The sequence below is a fragment of the Janthinobacterium sp. 344 genome (assembly GCF_900112025.1).
Lineage (GTDB): Bacteria > Pseudomonadota > Gammaproteobacteria > Burkholderiales > Burkholderiaceae_D > Janthinobacterium.
The window spans coordinates 89,157-106,253 of record NZ_FOKL01000013.1; the positions used below are offsets into that span (position 1 = coordinate 89,157).

Consider the following 17,097-nt stretch of genomic DNA (forward strand, 5'->3'; position numbering starts at 1 on the left):
GCCGCCATGGCGAGCGCCTCGCGTAATGAGAAACGGTTCATTGCTGCCTGACAGGCGCCACCGGGGCGGCCTGCTCGTCCGTGATTTCTTCCAGGGTGCGCACTTCGTCGACATCTTCCTTGGGCACCTTGGTGGTGTCCCTTTCCTTGTCGCTCGGGCGCTTGCCCAGCAAGTAGTAGTCCAGCGCCTTGCGCGCGATCGGCGCGGCCACGCCGGCGCCGAAGCCGGCGTTTTCCACCACGATGGCAATCGCGATGCGCGGCTTGTCGGCCGGCGCGAACGCGGTAAACAAGGCGTTGTCGCGCAGGCGCTCGGCCAGCAGCTTGGCATTGTACTTCTCGTTTTTCTTGATGCCCACCACCTGCGCCGTGCCCGTCTTGCCGCCCACGGTGTACTGCACGCCGGCGAAGATGCGCGCCGCCGTGCCGCCCTGCTCGCTGGTCACGCCGACCATGGCGCGCTTGATGGTGTCGATGTTCTCCTGCTTGAGCGGAATGCGGTAGCTTTCCTTCGGCACCGTCAGCGTGCGCGCGCGCGTGTTGGCGTCTTCGATGATTTTCACCAGATGCGGCTTCATCACCACGCCATTGTTCGCCAGGTTGGCCGTGGCATGGGCGATCTGCAGCGGCGTATACGAGTTGTAGCCGGAGCCGTTACTCACCGAAATCGTGTCGCCGCCCACCCATTTTTTCTGCTGCGGCGTCTTGAAGCGGTTGCGCTTCCATTCCGTCGACGGCAGCACGCCCGTCTTTTCATTATTCAGGTCGATGCCCGTCAGCTGGCCGAAGCCGAACGGCTTCATGAAGTCGTGGATGGCATCGATGCCCATGTCGCGGCCCAGCTGGTAGTAATAGGTATTGCACGACACGACGATGGACTTGTGCATGTCCACCGTGCCATGGCCGCCGACCTTATCGTCGCGGAACATATGCCCGCCCAGCATGAAAAAGCCGGGGTCGGAAATCGACTGGCTCGGCGTGCGCTTGCCCAGTTCCAGCGCGGCCAGCGCCATGAAGGGCTTGAAGGTCGAGCCGGGCGCGTAGGTGCCGGACAGGGGACGGTTGACCATCGGCCGGTCCAGCGAGGTATTGAGTTCGTTCCAGCTTTGCTGGTCGATGCCGTCGACGAACAGGTTCGGGTCGTAGCCGGGCTTGGAAACATAGGCCAGGATGTCGCCCGTGGCCGGGTCGATGGCCACGGCCGCGCCGCGCCATTCGCCGAACGCTTCCTCGACCACCTTCTGCAATTCGATGTCGATCGACAGGATCAGGTTATTGCCGGGGATGGCGGCCGTGCGCGACAGCGTGCGCATGGCGCGCCCGCCGGCCGACACTTCCACCTCTTCATAGCCGGTGGTGCCGTGCAGCTGCTTCTCGTAGCTTTTTTCCAGGCCTTCCTTGCCGATATGGTCGGTGCCGTTGTAGTTGGCGGCGTCCTCGCCCTCTTCCAGCGCCCTGGCCTCATTGCGGTTGATGCGGCCGATGAAGCCCACCACGTGCGAGGCCACCTCGCCCATCGGATACTGGCGGAACAGGCGCGCCTGCACTTCCACGCCGGGGAAGCGGAAACGCTGCGCCGTGAAACGCGCCACTTCCTCGTCCGTCAGGCGCGTGCGCAGCGGCACGCTGACGAAATTCTTCGACTCTTCCAGCAGCTTCTTGAAGCGGCGGCGGTCCTTGATGTCGACCTGGATCAGGGTCGACAGCTCGTCGATCACGGAATCGAGGCTGGCGCTCAATTTGGAGGGCGTGATTTCCAGCGTGTAGGCCGAGTAATTGCGCGCCAGGACCACGCCGTTGCGATCGAGGATCAGGCCGCGCGTGGGCACGATGGGCACCACGGCGATGCGGTTGTCCTCGGCCTTGGTGGCGTAATCCTCATGCTTGATCACCTGCAGCCAGATGAAGCGCGCCAGCAGCAGCGAAAAGCAGAAGAAGACGAGTGCGCCCAGCACGGTCAGGCGCATGCGGAAAAAATGCAGTTCGCGCTCGGTATTTTTCAGTTCGGTCATCGCGGGCGCTCGTCAGATCGGGCGGTTGTGGTCGCGGTCCACGGCGCGGCGCTGCGGCGCCAGCAGGATCCAGGTAACGATGGGCCACAGGGCGACGGCGACAAAGCTCTCGATGAAATTGAGCCAGCCGGGGAAGCGGCCCGAGACGATCAGACGTGTCAGCAATTGCAGCGCCTGCGTCAGCAGCAGCAGCGGCAGCACGTGCAGGGCCTGCGTCATGACGGGGAACCACAGCACGCGGCGATGCATCATGATGGCGAAATACGACAGCAAGGTGTAGGCCAGCGCGTTCTCGCCCAGCAGGGTCGAGTCGTGCACGTCCATCATCAGGCCCATGAAGAACGCCACGCCGATGCCGACCTTGCGCGGCTGGTGGATGCCCCAGAAGACCAGCACCAGCGCGACGAAATCGGGCACGCCGACGAAATGCCCCCATGGCAGCAAATTGAGCAGGAAGGCGCACAGCAGGCTGAAGCCGATGAACAGGGGACTGACCGGCAGCAGGATGTAATGCGGGCGGTTCATCGTGTCGCCTCCTTCGGCGGCACGGCGGACGGCGCCGCTGCCGGTTTCGCTGCGGGCGTGGCCGCAGGCGCGGTGCCGGCTGGCGCTTTCGCCGCTGGCGCGGCAGGCGCTTTCGCGGCCGGCGTGGTCGTGGCAGGCGCCGCCGCAGCGGCAGCTTCCTTGACCGGATCCTTGATCGGCGCCATCTTGCCGGCGATCTTGCGGCCCGTCTTGACATCTTCGGCGGGCGGGCGTGGCGGTATGTCGGGCGATGTCATCAAAATGAGCAGTTGGGTGTTGCGTTCGATGCCGGCCAGCGGCTGGCACACGACACGGCCGAACGGGCCGTGCGCATTGCGTTCGACCAGGGTCACGCGCGCCACGGCCAGGCCGGCGGGATACAGGCCATCGAGGCCCGAGGTGATGACGATGTCGCCGATCTGGATATCGGCGCTGGGCGCCGTGAAACGCAGCTCCATGGTGCCGGATTTGCCGCGGCCGATGGCCACGCTGCGCACGCCATTGCGCAGCAGCTGCACGGGAATGGCCTGTTCCTCATCGGTCAAGAGCGTCACTTCGGAAGTGAACGGGAACACGCGCGTGACCTGTCCCACCACGCCCAGGTTGTCGATCACGGGACGGCCCAGTTCGACGCCGTTCTGGATGCCGCGGTCGAGCACAATCTTGCGCGTGGCCGAATCGCGCGTGTCATACAGCACTTCGGCCATCATGGTCTTGACGGGCACGCGCTCGCGCGCCTCCATCAGTTTGCGCAAATGGTTGTTCTCAACGATGTTGAGCTGCGCCTGCTGCAGGATCTGCGCGGAGGCGATCTGTTCCTGTTTCAGGTCGCGCACCTGTTTTTCCAGGGCCGACAGCGAAGAGAAGTAATTGCCGACGCCTTGCGCCACGTCGCGCGGCACCAGGGCCGCCATCTGCACCGGATACAGCACGGTGCCGACGGCCTGGCGCACGGCCGTCAGCGCGTGCATGCGCGAATCGACCAGCAGCAGGGCGATAGAAATGCCGGCGAACACCATCATCTTGACGCGGGCGGAGGCGCCTTGTTTGAAAAGTGGCGGAGGACTGTATTCCATGACATCCAATAATCAGGCGCAGTGCGCCAACGTGCAAGCCCCGGTCAAACGCCGGTGCCAAAACCAAAAAAAGGCCGGAGATGGTTTCCGGCCCTTCTGTCAGATTATTCGTAGGAGAAGATCGAGCCGAGCTTGTCCATACGTTCCAGTGCCATCCCGGAGCCGCGCACCACGCAGGTGAGCGGGTCCTCGGCCACCAGCACCGGCAGGCCGGTTTCCTCCATCAGCAGGCGATCCAGGTCGCGCAGCAGTGCGCCGCCACCCGTCAGCATCATGCCTTTTTCGGCGATGTCGGCGCCCAGTTCCGGCGGCGTCTGTTCCAGCGCGTTTTTCACGGCCGAGACGATGTTGTTCAGCGGGTCCGTCAGCGCTTCGAGGATCTCGTTGCTGGAGATGGTGAACGAACGGGGGATGCCTTCGGACAGGTTGCGGCCCTTGACTTCCATTTCCTTCACTTCCGAACCAGGGAAGGCCGAACCGATGGCCTTCTTGATGGCTTCGGCCGTCTGTTCGCCGATCAGCATGCCGTAGTTGCGGCGGATGTAGTTGACGATGGCTTCATCGAACTTGTCGCCGCCGACGCGCACGGAACCCTTGTAGACCATGCCGCCCAGCGAGATGATGCCCACTTCGGTCGTGCCGCCGCCGATGTCGACCACCATCGAGCCGGTCGCTTCGGACACGGGCAAGCCCGCGCCGATGGCCGCTGCCATCGGTTCCTCGATCAGGTACACCTGCGAGGCGCCGGCGCCCAGGGCCGATTCGCGGATCGCGCGGCGCTCGACCTGGGTCGAGCCGCACGGCACGCAAATGATGATGCGCGGCGATGGACGGAAGAATTTCGAGTCGTGCACCATGCGGATGAATTGCTTGAGCATCTGCTCGGTCACGGTGAAGTCGGCGATCACGCCATCTTTCATCGGACGAATCGCTTCGATATTGCCCGGCACCTTGCCCAGCATCTGCTTGGCTTCCTTGCCGACTGCCTGAATGGTCTTCTTGCCATTCGGACCGCCTTCCTGGCGGATGGCGACGACGGATGGCTCGTCCAGGACGATACCGAGGCCGCGTACATAAATAAGGGTGTTGGCCGTGCCCAAGTCAATGGCCAGATCGGTGGAGATATACCTGCGTAAAAAACCAAACATGAGTGTCCTGTAGCGCATCGAGCTGCGCAAAAGCTGTTTATGGGGAGTTTCAAAGCGGGCGCTTTCAGGCACCCTGAAAATCCATGACGGCGATTTTTCCGGGTTTCGCTTGGCGCTTGCGCAATCTTTTCTATGCTGCGGCAGCGGTCCATCAGCGCCGGCAACGCATTAACCCGCCATTCTACCTTATAATTTGAATGCGATTTGCTCAAAAACCATGGAAAAGTGCGACTCTTGCAGCCGCGAGTTACGCGGCATTCCTCGGTTTTTGTGAGCAAAAGAGCAGTAAATACCCGCGTTTTATCAAAACGCCAACTTAATACTAATGCGCGGCACTCCGCGCCATTCGCCATGTCCCTGACACTATCCGACGTAAAACGCATCGCCCATCTGGCGCAACTTGAAATGGCCGACGACCAGGCCGTCAATTCGCTGGAGCAATTGAACAAGATTTTCGCCTTGGCCGAGCAAATGCAAGCCGTCAATACCGATGGCGTGGCCCCTCTGAGCCACCCGCTGGCTGCCCATATGGACAATATCGCCCTGCGCCTGCGCGAGGATATCGCCACGGAACAGAATCGCCGCGACGCCTACCAGGCCGTGGCGCCGAAAGTCCAGGATGGCCTCTATCTCGTGCCAAAAGTGATCGAATAAGCATCTTTCGCGTTCTCGCTGAGTACGCTCGTCTTCCGCCGAATAAAATCAAATAGAAACGCCATGCATACAAAATCCATCAAACAGCTGTCCACGCTTTTGCAGAACAAGGAAATTTCCGCCGTTGCACTGGCGACGCATTTCCTCGACCGCATCGAAGCGGACACCTCGAACGCCTTTTTGCACGTCGACCGTGCCCTGACCCTGGCGCAAGCCGCGCAAGCGGACGCGCGCATCGCCGCCGGCACGGCCACGCCATTGACGGGCGTGCCGATCGCGCACAAGGACCTGTTCGTCACGAAAGGCTGGCGCACGACCGCCGGCTCGAAGATGCTGGCCAACTACGCCAGCCCGTTTGACGCCACCGTGGTGGAAAAATTCCAGGCGGCCGGCATGGTCACCCTGGGCAAGGTCAACTGCGATGAATTCGCCATGGGCTCCGGCAACGAGAACTCGGCCTTCGGCGCCGTGCACAACCCGTGGGATAAAACAGCCGTGCCGGGCGGCTCCTCGGGCGGTTCGGCCGCCGCCGTCGCCGCCGGCCTGGCGCCAGCGGCGACCGGCACCGACACGGGCGGCTCGATCCGCCAGCCGGCCGCCTTTTGCGGCATCACCGGCATCAAGCCGACGTATGGCCGCGTTTCGCGCTTCGGCATGATCGCCTTTGCCTCGTCGCTGGACCAGGGCGGCCCGATGGCCCGCTCGGCCGAAGACTGCGCCCTGCTGCTCACCGCCATGGCCGGCTTCGATGAACGCGACTCGACCAGCCTGTCGCCGGAACAGGGCGGCGTGGCGGAAGATTTTTCGCGCGACCTGGATCAACCCCTGACGGGCTTGCGCATCGGCGTGCCGCGCGAGTATTTCGGCGAGGGCCTGGCCAAGGACGTGGAAGCGGCCGTGCGCGGCGCGCTGGCGCAGTATGAAAAGCTGGGCGCCACCCTGGTCGACATCTCGCTGCCGAACACCGCCCTGTCGATTCCCGCCTACTACATGATCGCCCCGGCCGAAGCGTCGTCGAACCTATCGCGCTACGACGGCGTGCGCTACGGCCACCGCGCCACCGAGTACAAGGACTTGCAGGACATGTACAAGAAGTCGCGCGCGCAGGGCTTCGGCCCCGAAGTGCAGCGCCGCATCATGGTCGGCACCTATGTGCTGTGCCACGGCTACTACGATGCCTACTACCTGAAGGCGCAAAAGATCCGCCGCCTGATCGCGCAGGATTTCGAGGCCGTGCTGAATGGCCCGAACGCCGTCTGCGACGTCATCATGGGACCGGTCGCGCCGACTGTCGCCTGGGACCTTGGCGACAAGACGGATGATCCGGTGGCGAACTACCTGGCCGACATCTACACCCTGTCGACCAGCCTGGCCGGCCTGCCCGGCATGTCGATCCCGTGCGGCTTCGGCGCCGGCGAGAAGAATGGCAAGCGTCCCGTCGGCCTGCAAATCATCGGCAATTACTTTGGCGAAGCGAAGCTGCTGAACGTGGCCCACCAGTTCCAGCAAGTGACGGACTGGCATACGCGCAGCCCTGCCGGCATCTAAGAACACACGCGCCGCCCAGGCGGCGCCAACAAAAATAAGCGAGAACACTATGCAATGGGAAGTCGTCATCGGTCTTGAGAACCACGTGCAGCTCACGACCGAATCCAAAATTTTCAGCGGTTCGCCGATCAAGTACGGCGCCGAAGCCAACACGCAGGCCAGTCCCGTCGACCTGGCCCTGCCAGGCGTGCTGCCGGTGATGAACAAGCAAGCCGTCGACCGCGCCATCCGTTTTGGCCTGGCTGTGGGCGCCACCGTGGCGCCGCACTCGGTCTTCGCCCGTAAAAACTATTTTTATCCGGATTCGCCCAAGGGCTACCAGATCAGCCAGTTCGAGGACCCCGTCGTCATCGGCGGCGCCCTGACCTTCGGCTATGAAAAGGATGGCGAATTCGTCACCAAGACGGTCAACCTGACGCGCGCCCACCTGGAGGAAGACGCCGGCAAATCGCTGCACGAAGACTATGCGGGCATGAGCGGCATCGACTTGAACCGCGCCGGCACGCCGCTGCTGGAAATCGTCTCGGAGCCGGAAATCCGCAGCGCCGCCGAAGCCGTGGCCTACGCCAAGGCCCTGCACTCGCTGGTCATGTGGCTGGGCGTTTGCGACGGCAACATGCAGGAAGGCTCGTTCCGCTGCGACGTCAACGTCTCCGTGCGCCCGGTCGGCCAGAAGGAATTCGGCACGCGCTGCGAAATCAAGAACCTGAACTCGTTCCGCTTCATCGAGGAAGCCGTGCATGTGGAAGTGCGCCGCCAGATCGAGCTGATCGAAGACGGCGGCAAGGTCGTGCAGGCGACGCGCCTGTACGACCCGGACCGCAAGGAAACGCGCGAAATGCGCAGCAAGGAAGACGCCCAGGATTACCGCTACTTCCCGGATCCTGACTTGCCGCCACTGGTCATCTCGCAAGCGTGGATCGACACGGTGAAGGCGTCGATGCCGGAACTGCCGGCCGCCATGCGCGCGCGCTTCATCAGCGAATACGCGCTGCCGGAATACGATGCCCTGGTGCTGACGCAGTCGAAGGCCATGGCCACCTACTTCGTCGCCGTGGTGGACAAGGCGGGCAAGGAAAACGCCAAGGCCGCCGCCAACTGGCTGATGGGCGATGTGTCGTCGACGCTGAACCGCGAAGGCGTGGATCTGGACGACGCGCCCGTCTCCGCCGCGCAGCTGGCCGCCATGCTCAAGCGCATCGCCGACGGCACGATCTCGAACAAGGCCGCGAAGGAAGTCTTCGCCGGCATGTGGGAAGCGAAATCGAACGACGAGCACCTGGTCGACGCCATCATCGATGCCAAGGGCCTGAAGCAGATCTCGGACTCGGGCGCCCTGGAAGCCATCGTCGATGAAGTGCTGGCGGCGAACGCCAAATCGGTGGAACAGTACCGCGCCGGCAAGGAAGCGGCGATCAACGCGCTGATCGGCCAGGCCATGAAAGCGTCCAAGGGCAAGGCCAACCCGGCCCAGCTGACGGAACTGCTGAAAGCCAAGCTGGCGGGATAATTCCCACGCCCCCAAGGAAAAGACGCTGCGGCGTCTTTTTTTTTGCCTGGCCGTTCCACTCATAAACAAGCTTGTCTAGTTTTTTTCCCATTCCTGGAAGGCGCTTATGGGGCACATAAAATTAAAGTATACATTTCTGTCTACAACGATTAATCTAGCTACATTGAAATTCCAGCAAGAGGAAAAATAGCATGGCCAAGACTCCCGATATCCCGAAACCGACGGCAGCCGAGCTCGATCTGCTGCAGGCGCTGTGGCCGCTGGGCGCCGCCACGGCCAAGCAGGTACACGAGGCGATGGCATTGAGCAAGCCGGCCATCACCTATGGCACCGTGCTGCGCCTGATGCAGATCATGCACGGCAAGGGCCTGCTGATCCGCGATGCAAGCCAGCGCTCGCACGTGTATGCGCCGGCCCAGGCACAGGACAGCCTGCAGACGAATCTGCTGAAGGAACTGATGCAGAAGGCCTTCGCCGGTTCGGCCAAGGCGCTGGTGCTGGCGGCGCTGCGCACGGGCGTGTCGCGCGCCGAACGCGAGGAAATCGAAAAAATGCTCAAGGAGGATCAGGCATGAACGGCTTCGTGCAGGCACTGGGCTGGACCTTGCTGCACTTCCTGTGGCAGGGCATCCTGATCGGCTGCGCCACGGCGCTGGCGTGGGCCGCCTTGCGCCATGCCCGTTCGGAAGCGCGGTATGCCGTCGGCTGCGGCGCCCTGCTGGCCTGCCTGTGCTGGCCTTTGGTGGGGCTGTCGCTGCGCCTGGCCAGCGGCGACGCGGCCAGCCCGGCGTTTGCCGGCCCCCTGCTCCCGACAACGCTGCTGGCCCCCGAAGGCTTGCCTGGCCTGCAGACTGCGCTGAGTGTCATCGTCAGCGTCTGGGCGCTGTGCGCCGCCGTCCTGGCCTTGCGCATGGCGCTGGGCATGCTGTGGATAGAGCGCAGCGCCCGCCGCACTCGCGCCACGCATCCGGCATGGCAGGCGCGCTTGCTGCGGATGGCGCAGGCGGCGGGAGTGACGCGGGCCGTGCGGCTGCGCGTGCTCGATGGCCTTGCCAGCCCTGTCACGGCCGGCATCTGGCGCCCCGTGGTGCTGGTACCAGCCTCGCTGGTCACAGGCATGCCGCCCGACCTGCTGGCAGCACTGCTGGCACACGAGCTGGCGCATATCCGGCGCCACGATTATCTGGTCAACCTGCTGCAAAACGTCATCGAGGCGCTGCTGTTCTTCCACCCTGCCGTCTGGTGGATTTCACGCGGCGTGCGCCTCGAACGGGAACACATTGCAGATGATTTCGCAGCAAGACAACTGGGCGAACCGCGGCGTCTGGCTCTTGCACTCTCGGAACTGGAACGTCTCCAGTTCTCAACCCACCACCTGGCCCAGGCGGCCAACGGAGGAGATCTTATGTCACGTATCAAACGATTGCTGCGCCCCGCACCACCAACCCTGAACTGGAAGGCGGCCGTGCCCCTGCTGGCACTGGCAGGCGCCTGCCTCGGCCTCTACGGCCAGGCCGTCGCCGCGGCCAGCGCACCGGCACTGGAGCGCCGTCCCGTCATCGACTTTGGCGTCTGCGGCAAACCGCTCTACCCCGCCGCATCGCTGCAGGCCAAGGAAACGGGCACGGTCGACATGTCCTTTGATGTCGACGCCACCGGCAAGGTCCAGGGGTCGAGCGTGGTCAAGAGCAGTGGCCATCCGGCCCTCGACGAAGCGGCGCGCACGGGCATTGCCAAGTGCACGTTCAAGCCGGCCCTGGCTGGCGGCAAGCCTGTCAGCGCCAGCGTCAAGGTGCAATACGTCTGGCGCCTGAACTAATGTCTGCGCGGCGGCAGGCAGCAGCGCTGCCGCCGCCGCTTGCGGGTATGATCATGGATTCTTCCACGCCTCTGTGAACACGCCATGAACAAGATCAAAACCGGCCTGGTCGGCTACGGCTTCGCCGGCTCCACCTTCCACGCTCCCGTCCTGTCCACCATCGATGCCCTGGAACTGGCCGCCGTCGCCTCCAGCAAACCCGACCTCGTGCGCAAGGACTGGCCGCACGCCACCGTCTACGCGGAACCGGCGCAGCTGTTCGCCGACGCCTCGATCGAGCTGGTGGTCATCGCCGCGCCCAACGAAGCGCATTACAGCCTGGCGCTGGCAGCCCTGCAGGCGGGCAAGCACGTGGTGGTCGACAAGCCCTTTACCATTTCCAGCACCGAGGCGCAGACCCTGATCGCCCTGGCCAAGGAGCGCAAGCTGGTGCTCAGCGTGTACCACAACCGGCGCTGGGATGGCGATTTCCTGACGCTCCAGGCGCTGCTGGCGCAAGGTACCCTGGGCCGCATCGCCAGCGTCGAATCGCATTTCGACCGCTTCCGCCCCGAGATCCGCCAGCGCTGGCGCGAGTCCGCCGCGCCCGGTGGCGGCCTGCTGTACGACCTGGGGCCCCACATGCTGGACCAGGCCGTGCAGCTGTTCGGCATGCCGGAAAAACTGTATGCCGACATCGCCCTGCAGCGCGATGGCGCGCAGGCGGTGGATTATGTCCACCTGGTGCTGTATTACGACAGGCTGCGCGTGGTGCTGCAGGCGGGCTGCCTGGTGAAGGCACCGACGGCGCGCTTCGCCGTGCATGGCGACAAGGGCAGTTTCGTGAAGTTCGGCCTCGATCCGCAGGAAGACGCCCTGAGGGCGGGCGGCAAGCCGGGCCAGCCCGGCTGGGGCGTGGACCCCGTGCGCGGCGCGCTGCACCTGGGCACCCAGCCCGACGGCCACTGCGAGCACCTGGCGATGCAGCCGGGGCGCTACCAGGATTTTTACCAGGGCATGGCCGACGCCATCCGCCACGGCGCGGCAGCGCCCGTGGCGGCCGAGGATGCGGCGGCGACGATACGCCTGATCGAACTGGCGCTGCAAAGCGCCGCCGAAGGCCGCGTGCTGACGGTCAGCTGATCGGCATCAGTTGATGATGAAGGCCAGCACCACGGCGCCCAGCGCCAGCATGGCCAGGCCGCAGATGAACACCAGCTCGCCCCACCATTCGTAGCGCAAGCGCGACTGGCCGGGGCGCAGCGATAAAAAAGACAGCACGGCGCTGACGAGAAAAATGAGGGCATCGACGGCCAGCAGCTTGTCGATCACCACGCGCACATCGCCGCGCGGCGCCAGGTGCCCGATCGACAGCACCGTCATGCACACGCCGATCATCGTCGCCGAGGTGGGCAGGATATGCGCCGACAAGCCCCGCGCCGGCAAGCCCCGTTCGGGCGCCGTGCCGTCGCCAGACATCAGGGCTGGCCCTGATTCGTTCCCGCCGGCCAGACCAGCTCCACGCGCGCGGAACCGCCGGCCTTGATTTGCACCTTGCGCTCGAGCGTCTTGCCGGCCAGGCTGGCGCGCAGACTGTAGCTGCCCGGCGGTAATTTCGCCAGCAGGAACGGTCCGCTGGCCGTCGTTGCCAACACCTGCGCGCCCTTGGCGTCGCGGATCTCCAGCTTCACGTCGGAGGCAAATTCCGCCTTGCCCGGCGCTTGCACGGAAAACACCAGGCTCAATGGCCAATGCCGGCTGGCGCTCTTGATGGCCGTCGATTCATCGAGGCCGATGCCGCCGCTCAGGTACTCCACTGCCCCGCTCTTCTGCACGGGTGGCAGTGCGCTTTCGCTCTGCGCGTGGGCGGCGCCTGCCAGCAAGACCCCCGCCGTGAAGATTGCCGCCATCAAACGGGGGGTACCGCGTCTGTCATATGCCATGTCAGTCTCCATCAACTCAGTTGTATCAAGATAGGAAGCGCAGCTTAGGCCGGACTTAGTGTCACGTCAGCGCCGGCGCATGGCGTCGGCGATCTTCTGGTCCGTCTTGTACTGGCTCAGCGCATACACGGCCCAGATCGTGGCTGGCAGCCAGCCGATCAACGTAATTTGCAGGATCAGGCAAATGATGCCGGCGATCGGGCGGCCGATCGTGAAAAAGGTCAGCCATGGGAGAATCAGGGCGATCAGCAAGCGCATCTTTATTTCCTTGAATATTCCCCTGTGCCGCGGGGACCGGGCCGGCCTGCGCCGGCGGTAAAGTCCATGCCTGCGATTATAGCGATACTGGCGCCTCGCGCCGGTCCTGCGCCAGCAGTTTTTCCATCCAGGCTAGGATGGCGGCAAAGATGGCATCGCGGTTCACTTCGTTGAAGTTTTCATGGTAGTTGGCCGGATAAAAATGGTACTCGAGCAAGCCTTCTGGCACGCTGCGCAGCATGCTTTCCGTGGCGCGGCTGCTGGCCAGCTTGTCGTCGCCCGCCACCACGGCGAACAGGGGAAAGCGCCAGCCGGACAGGCCGCCGGCCAGCGCCTTTTGCGCCGACAGCAAGGCATGGGCGAAACGCACCGTCGCCGCGCTGGCGCGGATGCCGTCGCGCTCGTCCTGGAAATGGCGCGCGGTAATCGTCTGGTCGTGCGTCAGCAGCATGGTCAAGTTACCCAGCGGCACTTTCATCGTGGGAAAATGCCTGGCCAGCCAGCCGGACAGCACCTGCATCAGCTTGGGCACGGGGATCGCATTCACGTAGTACGGCGACGAGAGAACAAAGCCCTGGATGGCCGGCTCGCCCGCGAAACGCCGCAGTCCCAGGTGCGTGGCGATCAGGCCGCCCATCGAATGCCCCATGACGAAAATCGGCACGCCCGGATACGTGGCCTTGACCCAGGCGAGGAACAGCTCCTCGTCGTCGAGGAAGGCCTCGAACGAGGGGATGTCGACCTTGCGCTTGCCATCGTGGCCCACCATGTCGAAGCTGACGGTGGCGATGCCGTGCTGGCGGAAGAACAGCGCCGGCGTGACGTAGTCGCCCGCATGCGCCATGCCGCCGTGGATCGCCAGGATCACGGCGCGCGGCTGCCCTGGCGCTGCCGGCTGCCAGATGTGGATGGGCCGCTCGACCTGGTCGCTGCACAGCAGGCTGGCCATCTTGTCTTCTGAAAATCGCATCGCTGCTCCTGTCATGCCCTGTCACGCCTTCAGATGATCGATCAACTGGCGCGCATACAGGGGTAGTTCACTGAACTGGCGCACGCAGAGGGTGAGATTGCGTACCGACCAGGGATCGGATAATTCCATGCAGCGCAGCGCCATCGTCTGCTGGCAGCGGCTGGCCGCCGCCAGCGGCACCACGCTCACGCCCACGCCGCTGGCCACCATGCGGCACACGGCGTCGAAGCTGCGCAGGCGCACGCGCACTTTCAGCGGGCGGCCCAGGCGCGCCGCGTGCAGGCCCAGGTACTGCTGCATCGCGCTGTCGTCGGCCAGGCCGATGAAATCGTGATCGAGCACGCTGGCAAAGTCGACGACGCCATCCTGGCCCAGGGCGCGGTGGTGCACGCCGTCCGCCGCCGCGATCACCACCAGCCGGTCGGGGCGGAACAGAAACGTCTGCAAGCCGCGCATGTCCACCGAATCGGAGACGATGCCCATGTCGGCCAGCCCTTCCGACACAGCCTTGACGATATCGTAACTGAGACGCTCTTCCAGGTCGATGGTCAGGTTCGGATGGCGGTCGAGGAAAGCGCCGAGCGCCTCGGGCAGGAACTCGCTGAGCGCCGCCGTATTGCACAGCAAGCGCAGCTGCCCTTTCAAGCCGCGCGCAAATTCACCGAGTTCCCCGCGCATTTTCTCCATTTGCAGGGAAACGAGGCGCGCGTGATGCAGCAGGGTCTGGCCCACCGGCGTCGGCTCCACGCCGCGCCGGCCGCGCAGCAGCAGCGGCATGCCCAGCATCTCTTCCATGCCGCGCACGCGCGCGCTGGCCGACGCCAATGCCAGATGGCTGCGCGCCGCGCCCGCCGTCAGGCTGCCCGCCTCCACCACGTTGACAAACAGCTGCAAGTCGACCAGATCAAAGCGCATGGCGCCCTCCTTTGCGCCATCTTACCAGCCTTCGTATTTCACTGAGGCTCGCTCTCGATAATCCGCCTTGGCGAAAGCGCGCGCGGCGCGCAAAATCGCTGCAAAATCACTGTGGGATAAACAGATGGAAACCTCGTTTTTATTGGTCGTCGGCGCCAGCTTCATCGCCGCTGGCTTCGTCAAGGGCGTAGTGGGTCTGGGGCTGCCAACCGTCGCCATGGGCACGCTCAGCCTCGTCATGGCGCCCGTGCAGGCGGCGGCGCTGCTGATCGTGCCGTCGATGGTGACGAATGTGTGGCAGCTGGCGGCCGGCCCCGGCCTGCGCGCCCTGCTGCGGCGCCTGTGGCCCATGCTGGCCGCCGTCATGGCCGGCACCCTGGCGGGCGGTGCCCTGCTGCCGAAGGACGGCGGCGCCTGGGCCGTCGTCGCACTGGGCGTGGCGCTGATGCTGTATGCGCTGGCCGGCCTGTTCTCGCTGCAGCTGCGCGTGCCCGCCCGGCACGAAGCGTGGCTGGGCCCCGTGATGGGCGCGGCGACGGGCCTGGTGACGGCCGCCACGGGCGTGTTCGTGATCCCCGCCGTGCCGTATCTGCAGGGGCTGGGATTGGCGCGCGACGCCCTGATACAGGCGCTGGGCCTGGCGTTCAGCGTGTCGACGGTGGCGCTGGCGGCCAGCCTGGCGCTGCACGGCGACTTCAGCCTGGGCGCGGCGGGCGCCTCCGCGTATGCGCTGCTGCCCGCGCTGGCCGGCATGCTGGCCGGCCAATGGCTGCGCGCGCGCATCTCGCAGCAGGTGTTCAAGCGGTGTTTTTTTGTCGGGCTGTTCGCCCTGGGCCTGCATGCGGCGGTCAAACCATGGCTGGGATGATGCAGATCGATTGGCAGGGCGACCACGCCCTGTGTGCCTGGATCGACGGCCAGCAGGTGGCCATGCTCGACTTGAGCAGGATTGCGGACGAGGTCACGGTGAACATGCTGTTCGTGAAACCGCCGTTCCGCCGGCGCGGCATCGGCGGGGCGCTGCTGCGGCGGCTGTTGCACGACCATCCATCGGCGAGCGCCGCCTGCAGACACCCGCGGCTGCGGGCGCTGCTGGAGAGTCAACCTATTTAACGTGCTCAGGGCAAGGCGCGGCGCGGCAGACAGCACGCTAGTGCGGCAACGCGCCGCCATGGGCGCTTTAAATGCCGTAGCGCGCGCGGTAGGCGGAAACGGCCTCTTTATGCTGCAGCAATTCCGGATCGGCGCCAGCGCCGTTCAGGTAGCCGAACAGGTCGTCCAGGTTGCCGATCGAGATGACAGGGATGCCATACTGTTTCGACACTTCCTGCACCGCCGAACTTGGCGACAGCTGGCCGTCCGGGCCGGAACGCTCCATGCGGTCCAGGGCGATCAGCACGGCGCATGGCTCGGCGCCGGCGGCGCGGATCATGTCCACCGATTCGCGCACCGAGGTGCCGGCCGAGATCACATCGTCAATGATGACAACCTTGCCATGCAGCTTGGCGCCGACGATGGTGCCGCCTTCGCCATGGTCCTTGGCTTCCTTGCGGTTGAAGGCGAACGAGGTGTTGCGGCCCTTGCCGGCCAGCGCCACGGCGGTAGCCGACGCCAGGGTGATGCCCTTGTAGGCGGGGCCGAACAGCATGTCGAATTCCACGCCCGAGTCGAGCAGGGTCTGCGCGTAGAACTGCGCCAGCTCGGCCAGGGTGGCGCCGTCATGGAACAGGCCCGCATTGAAGAAGTACGGCGACTGGCGCCCGGCCTTGGTGGTGAACTCGCCGAACCGCAAGACTCCCTTGGATACTGAAAACGCGATAAACTGCTGGCGTAAATTATTCACATTAGCCTCATTTTTTAAAAGTGCCTGTATTTTAATCCGCGCGCAGCGGCGAGACAATCGCCATGCCGCGCGGCCGGCCCCGTCCAGCGCCGCTGGCGCTCACCATTGACTCTCACTCTATGCCAAAAATTATCTCCGCCAATCTGAACGGCATCCGTTCCGCCGCCAAAAAAGGCTTTTTCAACTGGATGGGCACGCAGACGGCCGATTTCATCTGCGTGCAGGAATTGAAGGCGCAGTTGCCCGACATGACGCCGGAATTCCTCAATCCGCACGGCTACCATGGCCATTTCCACTACGCGGAGAAAAAGGGTTACTCCGGCACGGGCGTGTACAGCAAGGCCGAACCGGACGCCGTGCATATCGGCTTCGGCAGCCCGGAATTCGATGCCGAAGGCCGCTACGTGCGCTGTGATTTTGGCAACCTGTCCGTCATTTCCGTGTATTGCCCGTCCGGTTCGTCCGGCCCGGAACGCCAGGAAGCCAAGTTCCGCTTCATGGAACTGTTCCTGCCGCACCTGCTGGAACTGAAGGCGCTGGGCCGCGAAGTGGTCATCTGCGGCGACTGGAATATCGCCCACCACGAAATCGACTTGAAGAACTGGAAGGGCAACAAGAAAAATTCCGGCTTCCTGCCCGAAGAACGGGCATGGCTGACGCGCGTCTTCGACGAAGTGGGCTTCGTCGACGTGCATCGCGGCCTGGACAAGCGCGAAGACCAGTACACCTGGTGGAGCAACCGCGGACAAGCCTACGCGAAGAACGTGGGCTGGCGCATCGACTACCACGTCGCCACGCCCGGCATCGCGGCCCAGGCGCATACGGTCAGCGTCTACAAGGACGAGCGTTTTTCCGATCACGCGCCGTTGATCATCGATTACACGATCAAGGCATAAGC

Annotated in this window: 19 protein-coding genes; 9 read left to right on the forward strand and 10 right to left on the reverse strand. The window is 64.3% G+C overall.

What is annotated here, in order from left to right; genetic code table 11:
* Nucleotides 1–37: 37 nt before the first annotated feature.
* From mrdA to BM193_RS25930, 4 genes are all read right to left on the reverse strand, one after another.
* The gene (gene mrdA / locus BM193_RS25915; RefSeq protein ID WP_092803671.1) at nt 38–2,011 is read right to left on the reverse strand and encodes a penicillin-binding protein 2; all 1,974 of its coding nucleotides are present in this window, start codon (nt 2,009–2,011) and stop codon (nt 38–40) included.
* A 12-nt stretch (nt 2,012–2,023) separates the two neighbouring features.
* The gene (mreD, locus tag BM193_RS25920; protein WP_092803667.1) at nt 2,024–2,536 is read right to left on the reverse strand and encodes a rod shape-determining protein MreD; all 513 of its coding nucleotides are present in this window, start codon (nt 2,534–2,536) and stop codon (nt 2,024–2,026) included.
* The gene (gene mreC, locus BM193_RS25925) at nt 2,533–3,612 is read right to left on the reverse strand and encodes a rod shape-determining protein MreC (protein WP_092803664.1); all 1,080 of its coding nucleotides are present in this window, start codon (nt 3,610–3,612) and stop codon (nt 2,533–2,535) included. The genes mreD and mreC overlap by 4 nt, the downstream gene beginning before the upstream one ends.
* Nucleotides 3,613–3,716: 104 nt before the next feature.
* Complete coding sequence (locus tag BM193_RS25930) at nt 3,717–4,760, reverse strand: rod shape-determining protein (protein WP_010393186.1); 1,044 nt, start codon at nt 4,758–4,760, stop codon at nt 3,717–3,719.
* 351 nt (nt 4,761–5,111) lie between these two features.
* On the opposite strand from BM193_RS25930, the gene gatC reads away from it, so the two are divergent.
* The 6 genes from gatC to BM193_RS25960 all read left to right on the forward strand — a co-directional run bounded on the left by gatC (nt 5,112) and on the right by BM193_RS25960 (nt 11,413).
* Nucleotides 5,112–5,414, forward strand: a complete 303-nt coding sequence (gene gatC, locus BM193_RS25935) for an Asp-tRNA(Asn)/Glu-tRNA(Gln) amidotransferase subunit GatC (RefSeq protein ID WP_092803661.1) — start codon at nt 5,112–5,114, stop codon at nt 5,412–5,414.
* A 63-nt stretch (nt 5,415–5,477) separates the two neighbouring features.
* Nucleotides 5,478–6,962, forward strand: a complete 1,485-nt coding sequence (gene gatA / locus BM193_RS25940; RefSeq protein WP_092803658.1) for an Asp-tRNA(Asn)/Glu-tRNA(Gln) amidotransferase subunit GatA — start codon at nt 5,478–5,480, stop codon at nt 6,960–6,962.
* 34 nt (nt 6,963–6,996) lie between these two features.
* Nucleotides 6,997–8,472: an Asp-tRNA(Asn)/Glu-tRNA(Gln) amidotransferase subunit GatB gene (gene gatB / locus BM193_RS25945; protein ID WP_302847690.1), complete on the forward strand. Its 1,476-nt coding sequence runs from the start codon at nt 6,997–6,999 to the stop codon at nt 8,470–8,472.
* 191 nt (nt 8,473–8,663) lie between these two features.
* Complete coding sequence (locus tag BM193_RS25950) at nt 8,664–9,047, forward strand: BlaI/MecI/CopY family transcriptional regulator (protein ID WP_092803652.1); 384 nt, start codon at nt 8,664–8,666, stop codon at nt 9,045–9,047.
* Nucleotides 9,044–10,291, forward strand: a complete 1,248-nt coding sequence (locus tag BM193_RS25955) for a M56 family metallopeptidase (protein WP_092803649.1) — start codon at nt 9,044–9,046, stop codon at nt 10,289–10,291. The genes BM193_RS25950 and BM193_RS25955 overlap by 4 nt, the downstream gene beginning before the upstream one ends.
* Nucleotides 10,292–10,375: 84 nt before the next feature.
* A complete protein-coding gene (locus BM193_RS25960) occupies nt 10,376–11,413 on the forward strand; it encodes an oxidoreductase (RefSeq protein WP_092803646.1) in 1,038 nt (345 codons plus the stop codon).
* A gap of 6 nt (nt 11,414–11,419) precedes the next feature.
* Here BM193_RS25960 and BM193_RS25965 read toward each other — a convergent pair whose 3' ends face one another.
* The 5 genes from BM193_RS25965 to BM193_RS25985 form a co-directional block, all read right to left on the reverse strand.
* Nucleotides 11,420–11,749: a hypothetical protein gene (locus tag BM193_RS25965; RefSeq protein ID WP_092803642.1), complete on the reverse strand. Its 330-nt coding sequence runs from the start codon at nt 11,747–11,749 to the stop codon at nt 11,420–11,422.
* On the reverse strand, nt 11,749–12,213 hold the full coding sequence (locus BM193_RS25970) for a carboxypeptidase-like regulatory domain-containing protein (protein ID WP_139176356.1): 465 nt from the start codon (nt 12,211–12,213) through the stop codon (nt 11,749–11,751). Before BM193_RS25970 ends, BM193_RS25965 begins: the two co-directional genes overlap by 1 nt.
* 66 nt (nt 12,214–12,279) lie before the next feature.
* Nucleotides 12,280–12,471, reverse strand: coding sequence for a YqaE/Pmp3 family membrane protein (locus tag BM193_RS25975; protein WP_092803636.1), 192 nt, complete (start codon nt 12,469–12,471; stop codon nt 12,280–12,282).
* Between the two features lie 76 nt (nt 12,472–12,547).
* On the reverse strand, nt 12,548–13,441 hold the full coding sequence (locus tag BM193_RS25980) for an alpha/beta fold hydrolase (RefSeq protein WP_092803633.1): 894 nt from the start codon (nt 13,439–13,441) through the stop codon (nt 12,548–12,550).
* 21 nt (nt 13,442–13,462) lie between these two features.
* Entirely contained in the window at nt 13,463–14,356 is an 894-nt protein-coding gene (locus BM193_RS25985; protein ID WP_092803630.1) for a LysR family transcriptional regulator, read from the reverse strand.
* A gap of 124 nt (nt 14,357–14,480) precedes the next feature.
* Here BM193_RS25985 and BM193_RS25990 point away from each other — a divergent pair, with 124 nt between their 5' ends.
* Together BM193_RS25990 and BM193_RS25995 are read left to right on the forward strand one after the other, a co-directional pair.
* Complete coding sequence (locus BM193_RS25990) at nt 14,481–15,224, forward strand: sulfite exporter TauE/SafE family protein (protein WP_092803868.1); 744 nt, start codon at nt 14,481–14,483, stop codon at nt 15,222–15,224.
* Nucleotides 15,221–15,469: a GNAT family N-acetyltransferase gene (locus BM193_RS25995; RefSeq protein ID WP_175533426.1), complete on the forward strand. Its 249-nt coding sequence runs from the start codon at nt 15,221–15,223 to the stop codon at nt 15,467–15,469. Before BM193_RS25990 ends, BM193_RS25995 begins: the two co-directional genes overlap by 4 nt.
* A gap of 67 nt (nt 15,470–15,536) precedes the next feature.
* On the opposite strand, the gene pyrE is transcribed toward BM193_RS25995, so the two are convergent.
* Nucleotides 15,537–16,199, reverse strand: coding sequence for an orotate phosphoribosyltransferase (gene pyrE, locus BM193_RS26000; RefSeq protein ID WP_092803624.1), 663 nt, complete (start codon nt 16,197–16,199; stop codon nt 15,537–15,539).
* 119 nt (nt 16,200–16,318) lie between these two features.
* Between pyrE and BM193_RS26005 the strand changes: the two genes are divergently transcribed.
* Entirely contained in the window at nt 16,319–17,095 is a 777-nt protein-coding gene (locus tag BM193_RS26005; RefSeq protein ID WP_092803621.1) for an exodeoxyribonuclease III, read from the forward strand.
* Nucleotides 17,096–17,097: the final 2 nt, after the last annotated feature.

What these genes read in the sequence shown, in the direction of transcription:
- BM193_RS25960 (WP_092803646.1), top strand. Translation starts at nt 10,376, where the DNA reads ATGAACAAGATCAAAACCGGCCTGGTCGGCTACGGCTTCGCCGGCTCC.
- mrdA (WP_092803671.1), bottom strand. Translation starts at nt 2,011, where the DNA reads ATGACCGAACTGAAAAATACCGAGCGCGAACTGCATTTTTTCCGCATG.
- gatC (WP_092803661.1), top strand. Translation starts at nt 5,112, where the DNA reads ATGTCCCTGACACTATCCGACGTAAAACGCATCGCCCATCTGGCGCAA.
- BM193_RS25990 (WP_092803868.1), top strand. Translation starts at nt 14,481, where the DNA reads ATGGAAACCTCGTTTTTATTGGTCGTCGGCGCCAGCTTCATCGCCGCT.
- BM193_RS26005 (WP_092803621.1), top strand. Translation starts at nt 16,319, where the DNA reads ATGCCAAAAATTATCTCCGCCAATCTGAACGGCATCCGTTCCGCCGCC.
- BM193_RS25985 (WP_092803630.1), bottom strand. Translation starts at nt 14,356, where the DNA reads ATGCGCTTTGATCTGGTCGACTTGCAGCTGTTTGTCAACGTGGTGGAG.
- BM193_RS25980 (WP_092803633.1), bottom strand. Translation starts at nt 13,441, where the DNA reads ATGCGATTTTCAGAAGACAAGATGGCCAGCCTGCTGTGCAGCGACCAG.
- BM193_RS25970 (WP_139176356.1), bottom strand. Translation starts at nt 12,213, where the DNA reads ATGGCATATGACAGACGCGGTACCCCCCGTTTGATGGCGGCAATCTTC.
- BM193_RS25955 (WP_092803649.1), top strand. Translation starts at nt 9,044, where the DNA reads ATGAACGGCTTCGTGCAGGCACTGGGCTGGACCTTGCTGCACTTCCTG.
- mreD (WP_092803667.1), bottom strand. Translation starts at nt 2,536, where the DNA reads ATGAACCGCCCGCATTACATCCTGCTGCCGGTCAGTCCCCTGTTCATC.
- BM193_RS25975 (WP_092803636.1), bottom strand. Translation starts at nt 12,471, where the DNA reads ATGCGCTTGCTGATCGCCCTGATTCTCCCATGGCTGACCTTTTTCACG.
- BM193_RS25965 (WP_092803642.1), bottom strand. Translation starts at nt 11,749, where the DNA reads ATGTCTGGCGACGGCACGGCGCCCGAACGGGGCTTGCCGGCGCGGGGC.
- mreC (WP_092803664.1), bottom strand. Translation starts at nt 3,612, where the DNA reads ATGGAATACAGTCCTCCGCCACTTTTCAAACAAGGCGCCTCCGCCCGC.
- gatA (WP_092803658.1), top strand. Translation starts at nt 5,478, where the DNA reads ATGCATACAAAATCCATCAAACAGCTGTCCACGCTTTTGCAGAACAAG.
- BM193_RS25930 (WP_010393186.1), bottom strand. Translation starts at nt 4,760, where the DNA reads ATGTTTGGTTTTTTACGCAGGTATATCTCCACCGATCTGGCCATTGAC.
- BM193_RS25950 (WP_092803652.1), top strand. Translation starts at nt 8,664, where the DNA reads ATGGCCAAGACTCCCGATATCCCGAAACCGACGGCAGCCGAGCTCGAT.
- BM193_RS25995 (WP_175533426.1), top strand. Translation starts at nt 15,221, where the DNA reads ATGATGCAGATCGATTGGCAGGGCGACCACGCCCTGTGTGCCTGGATC.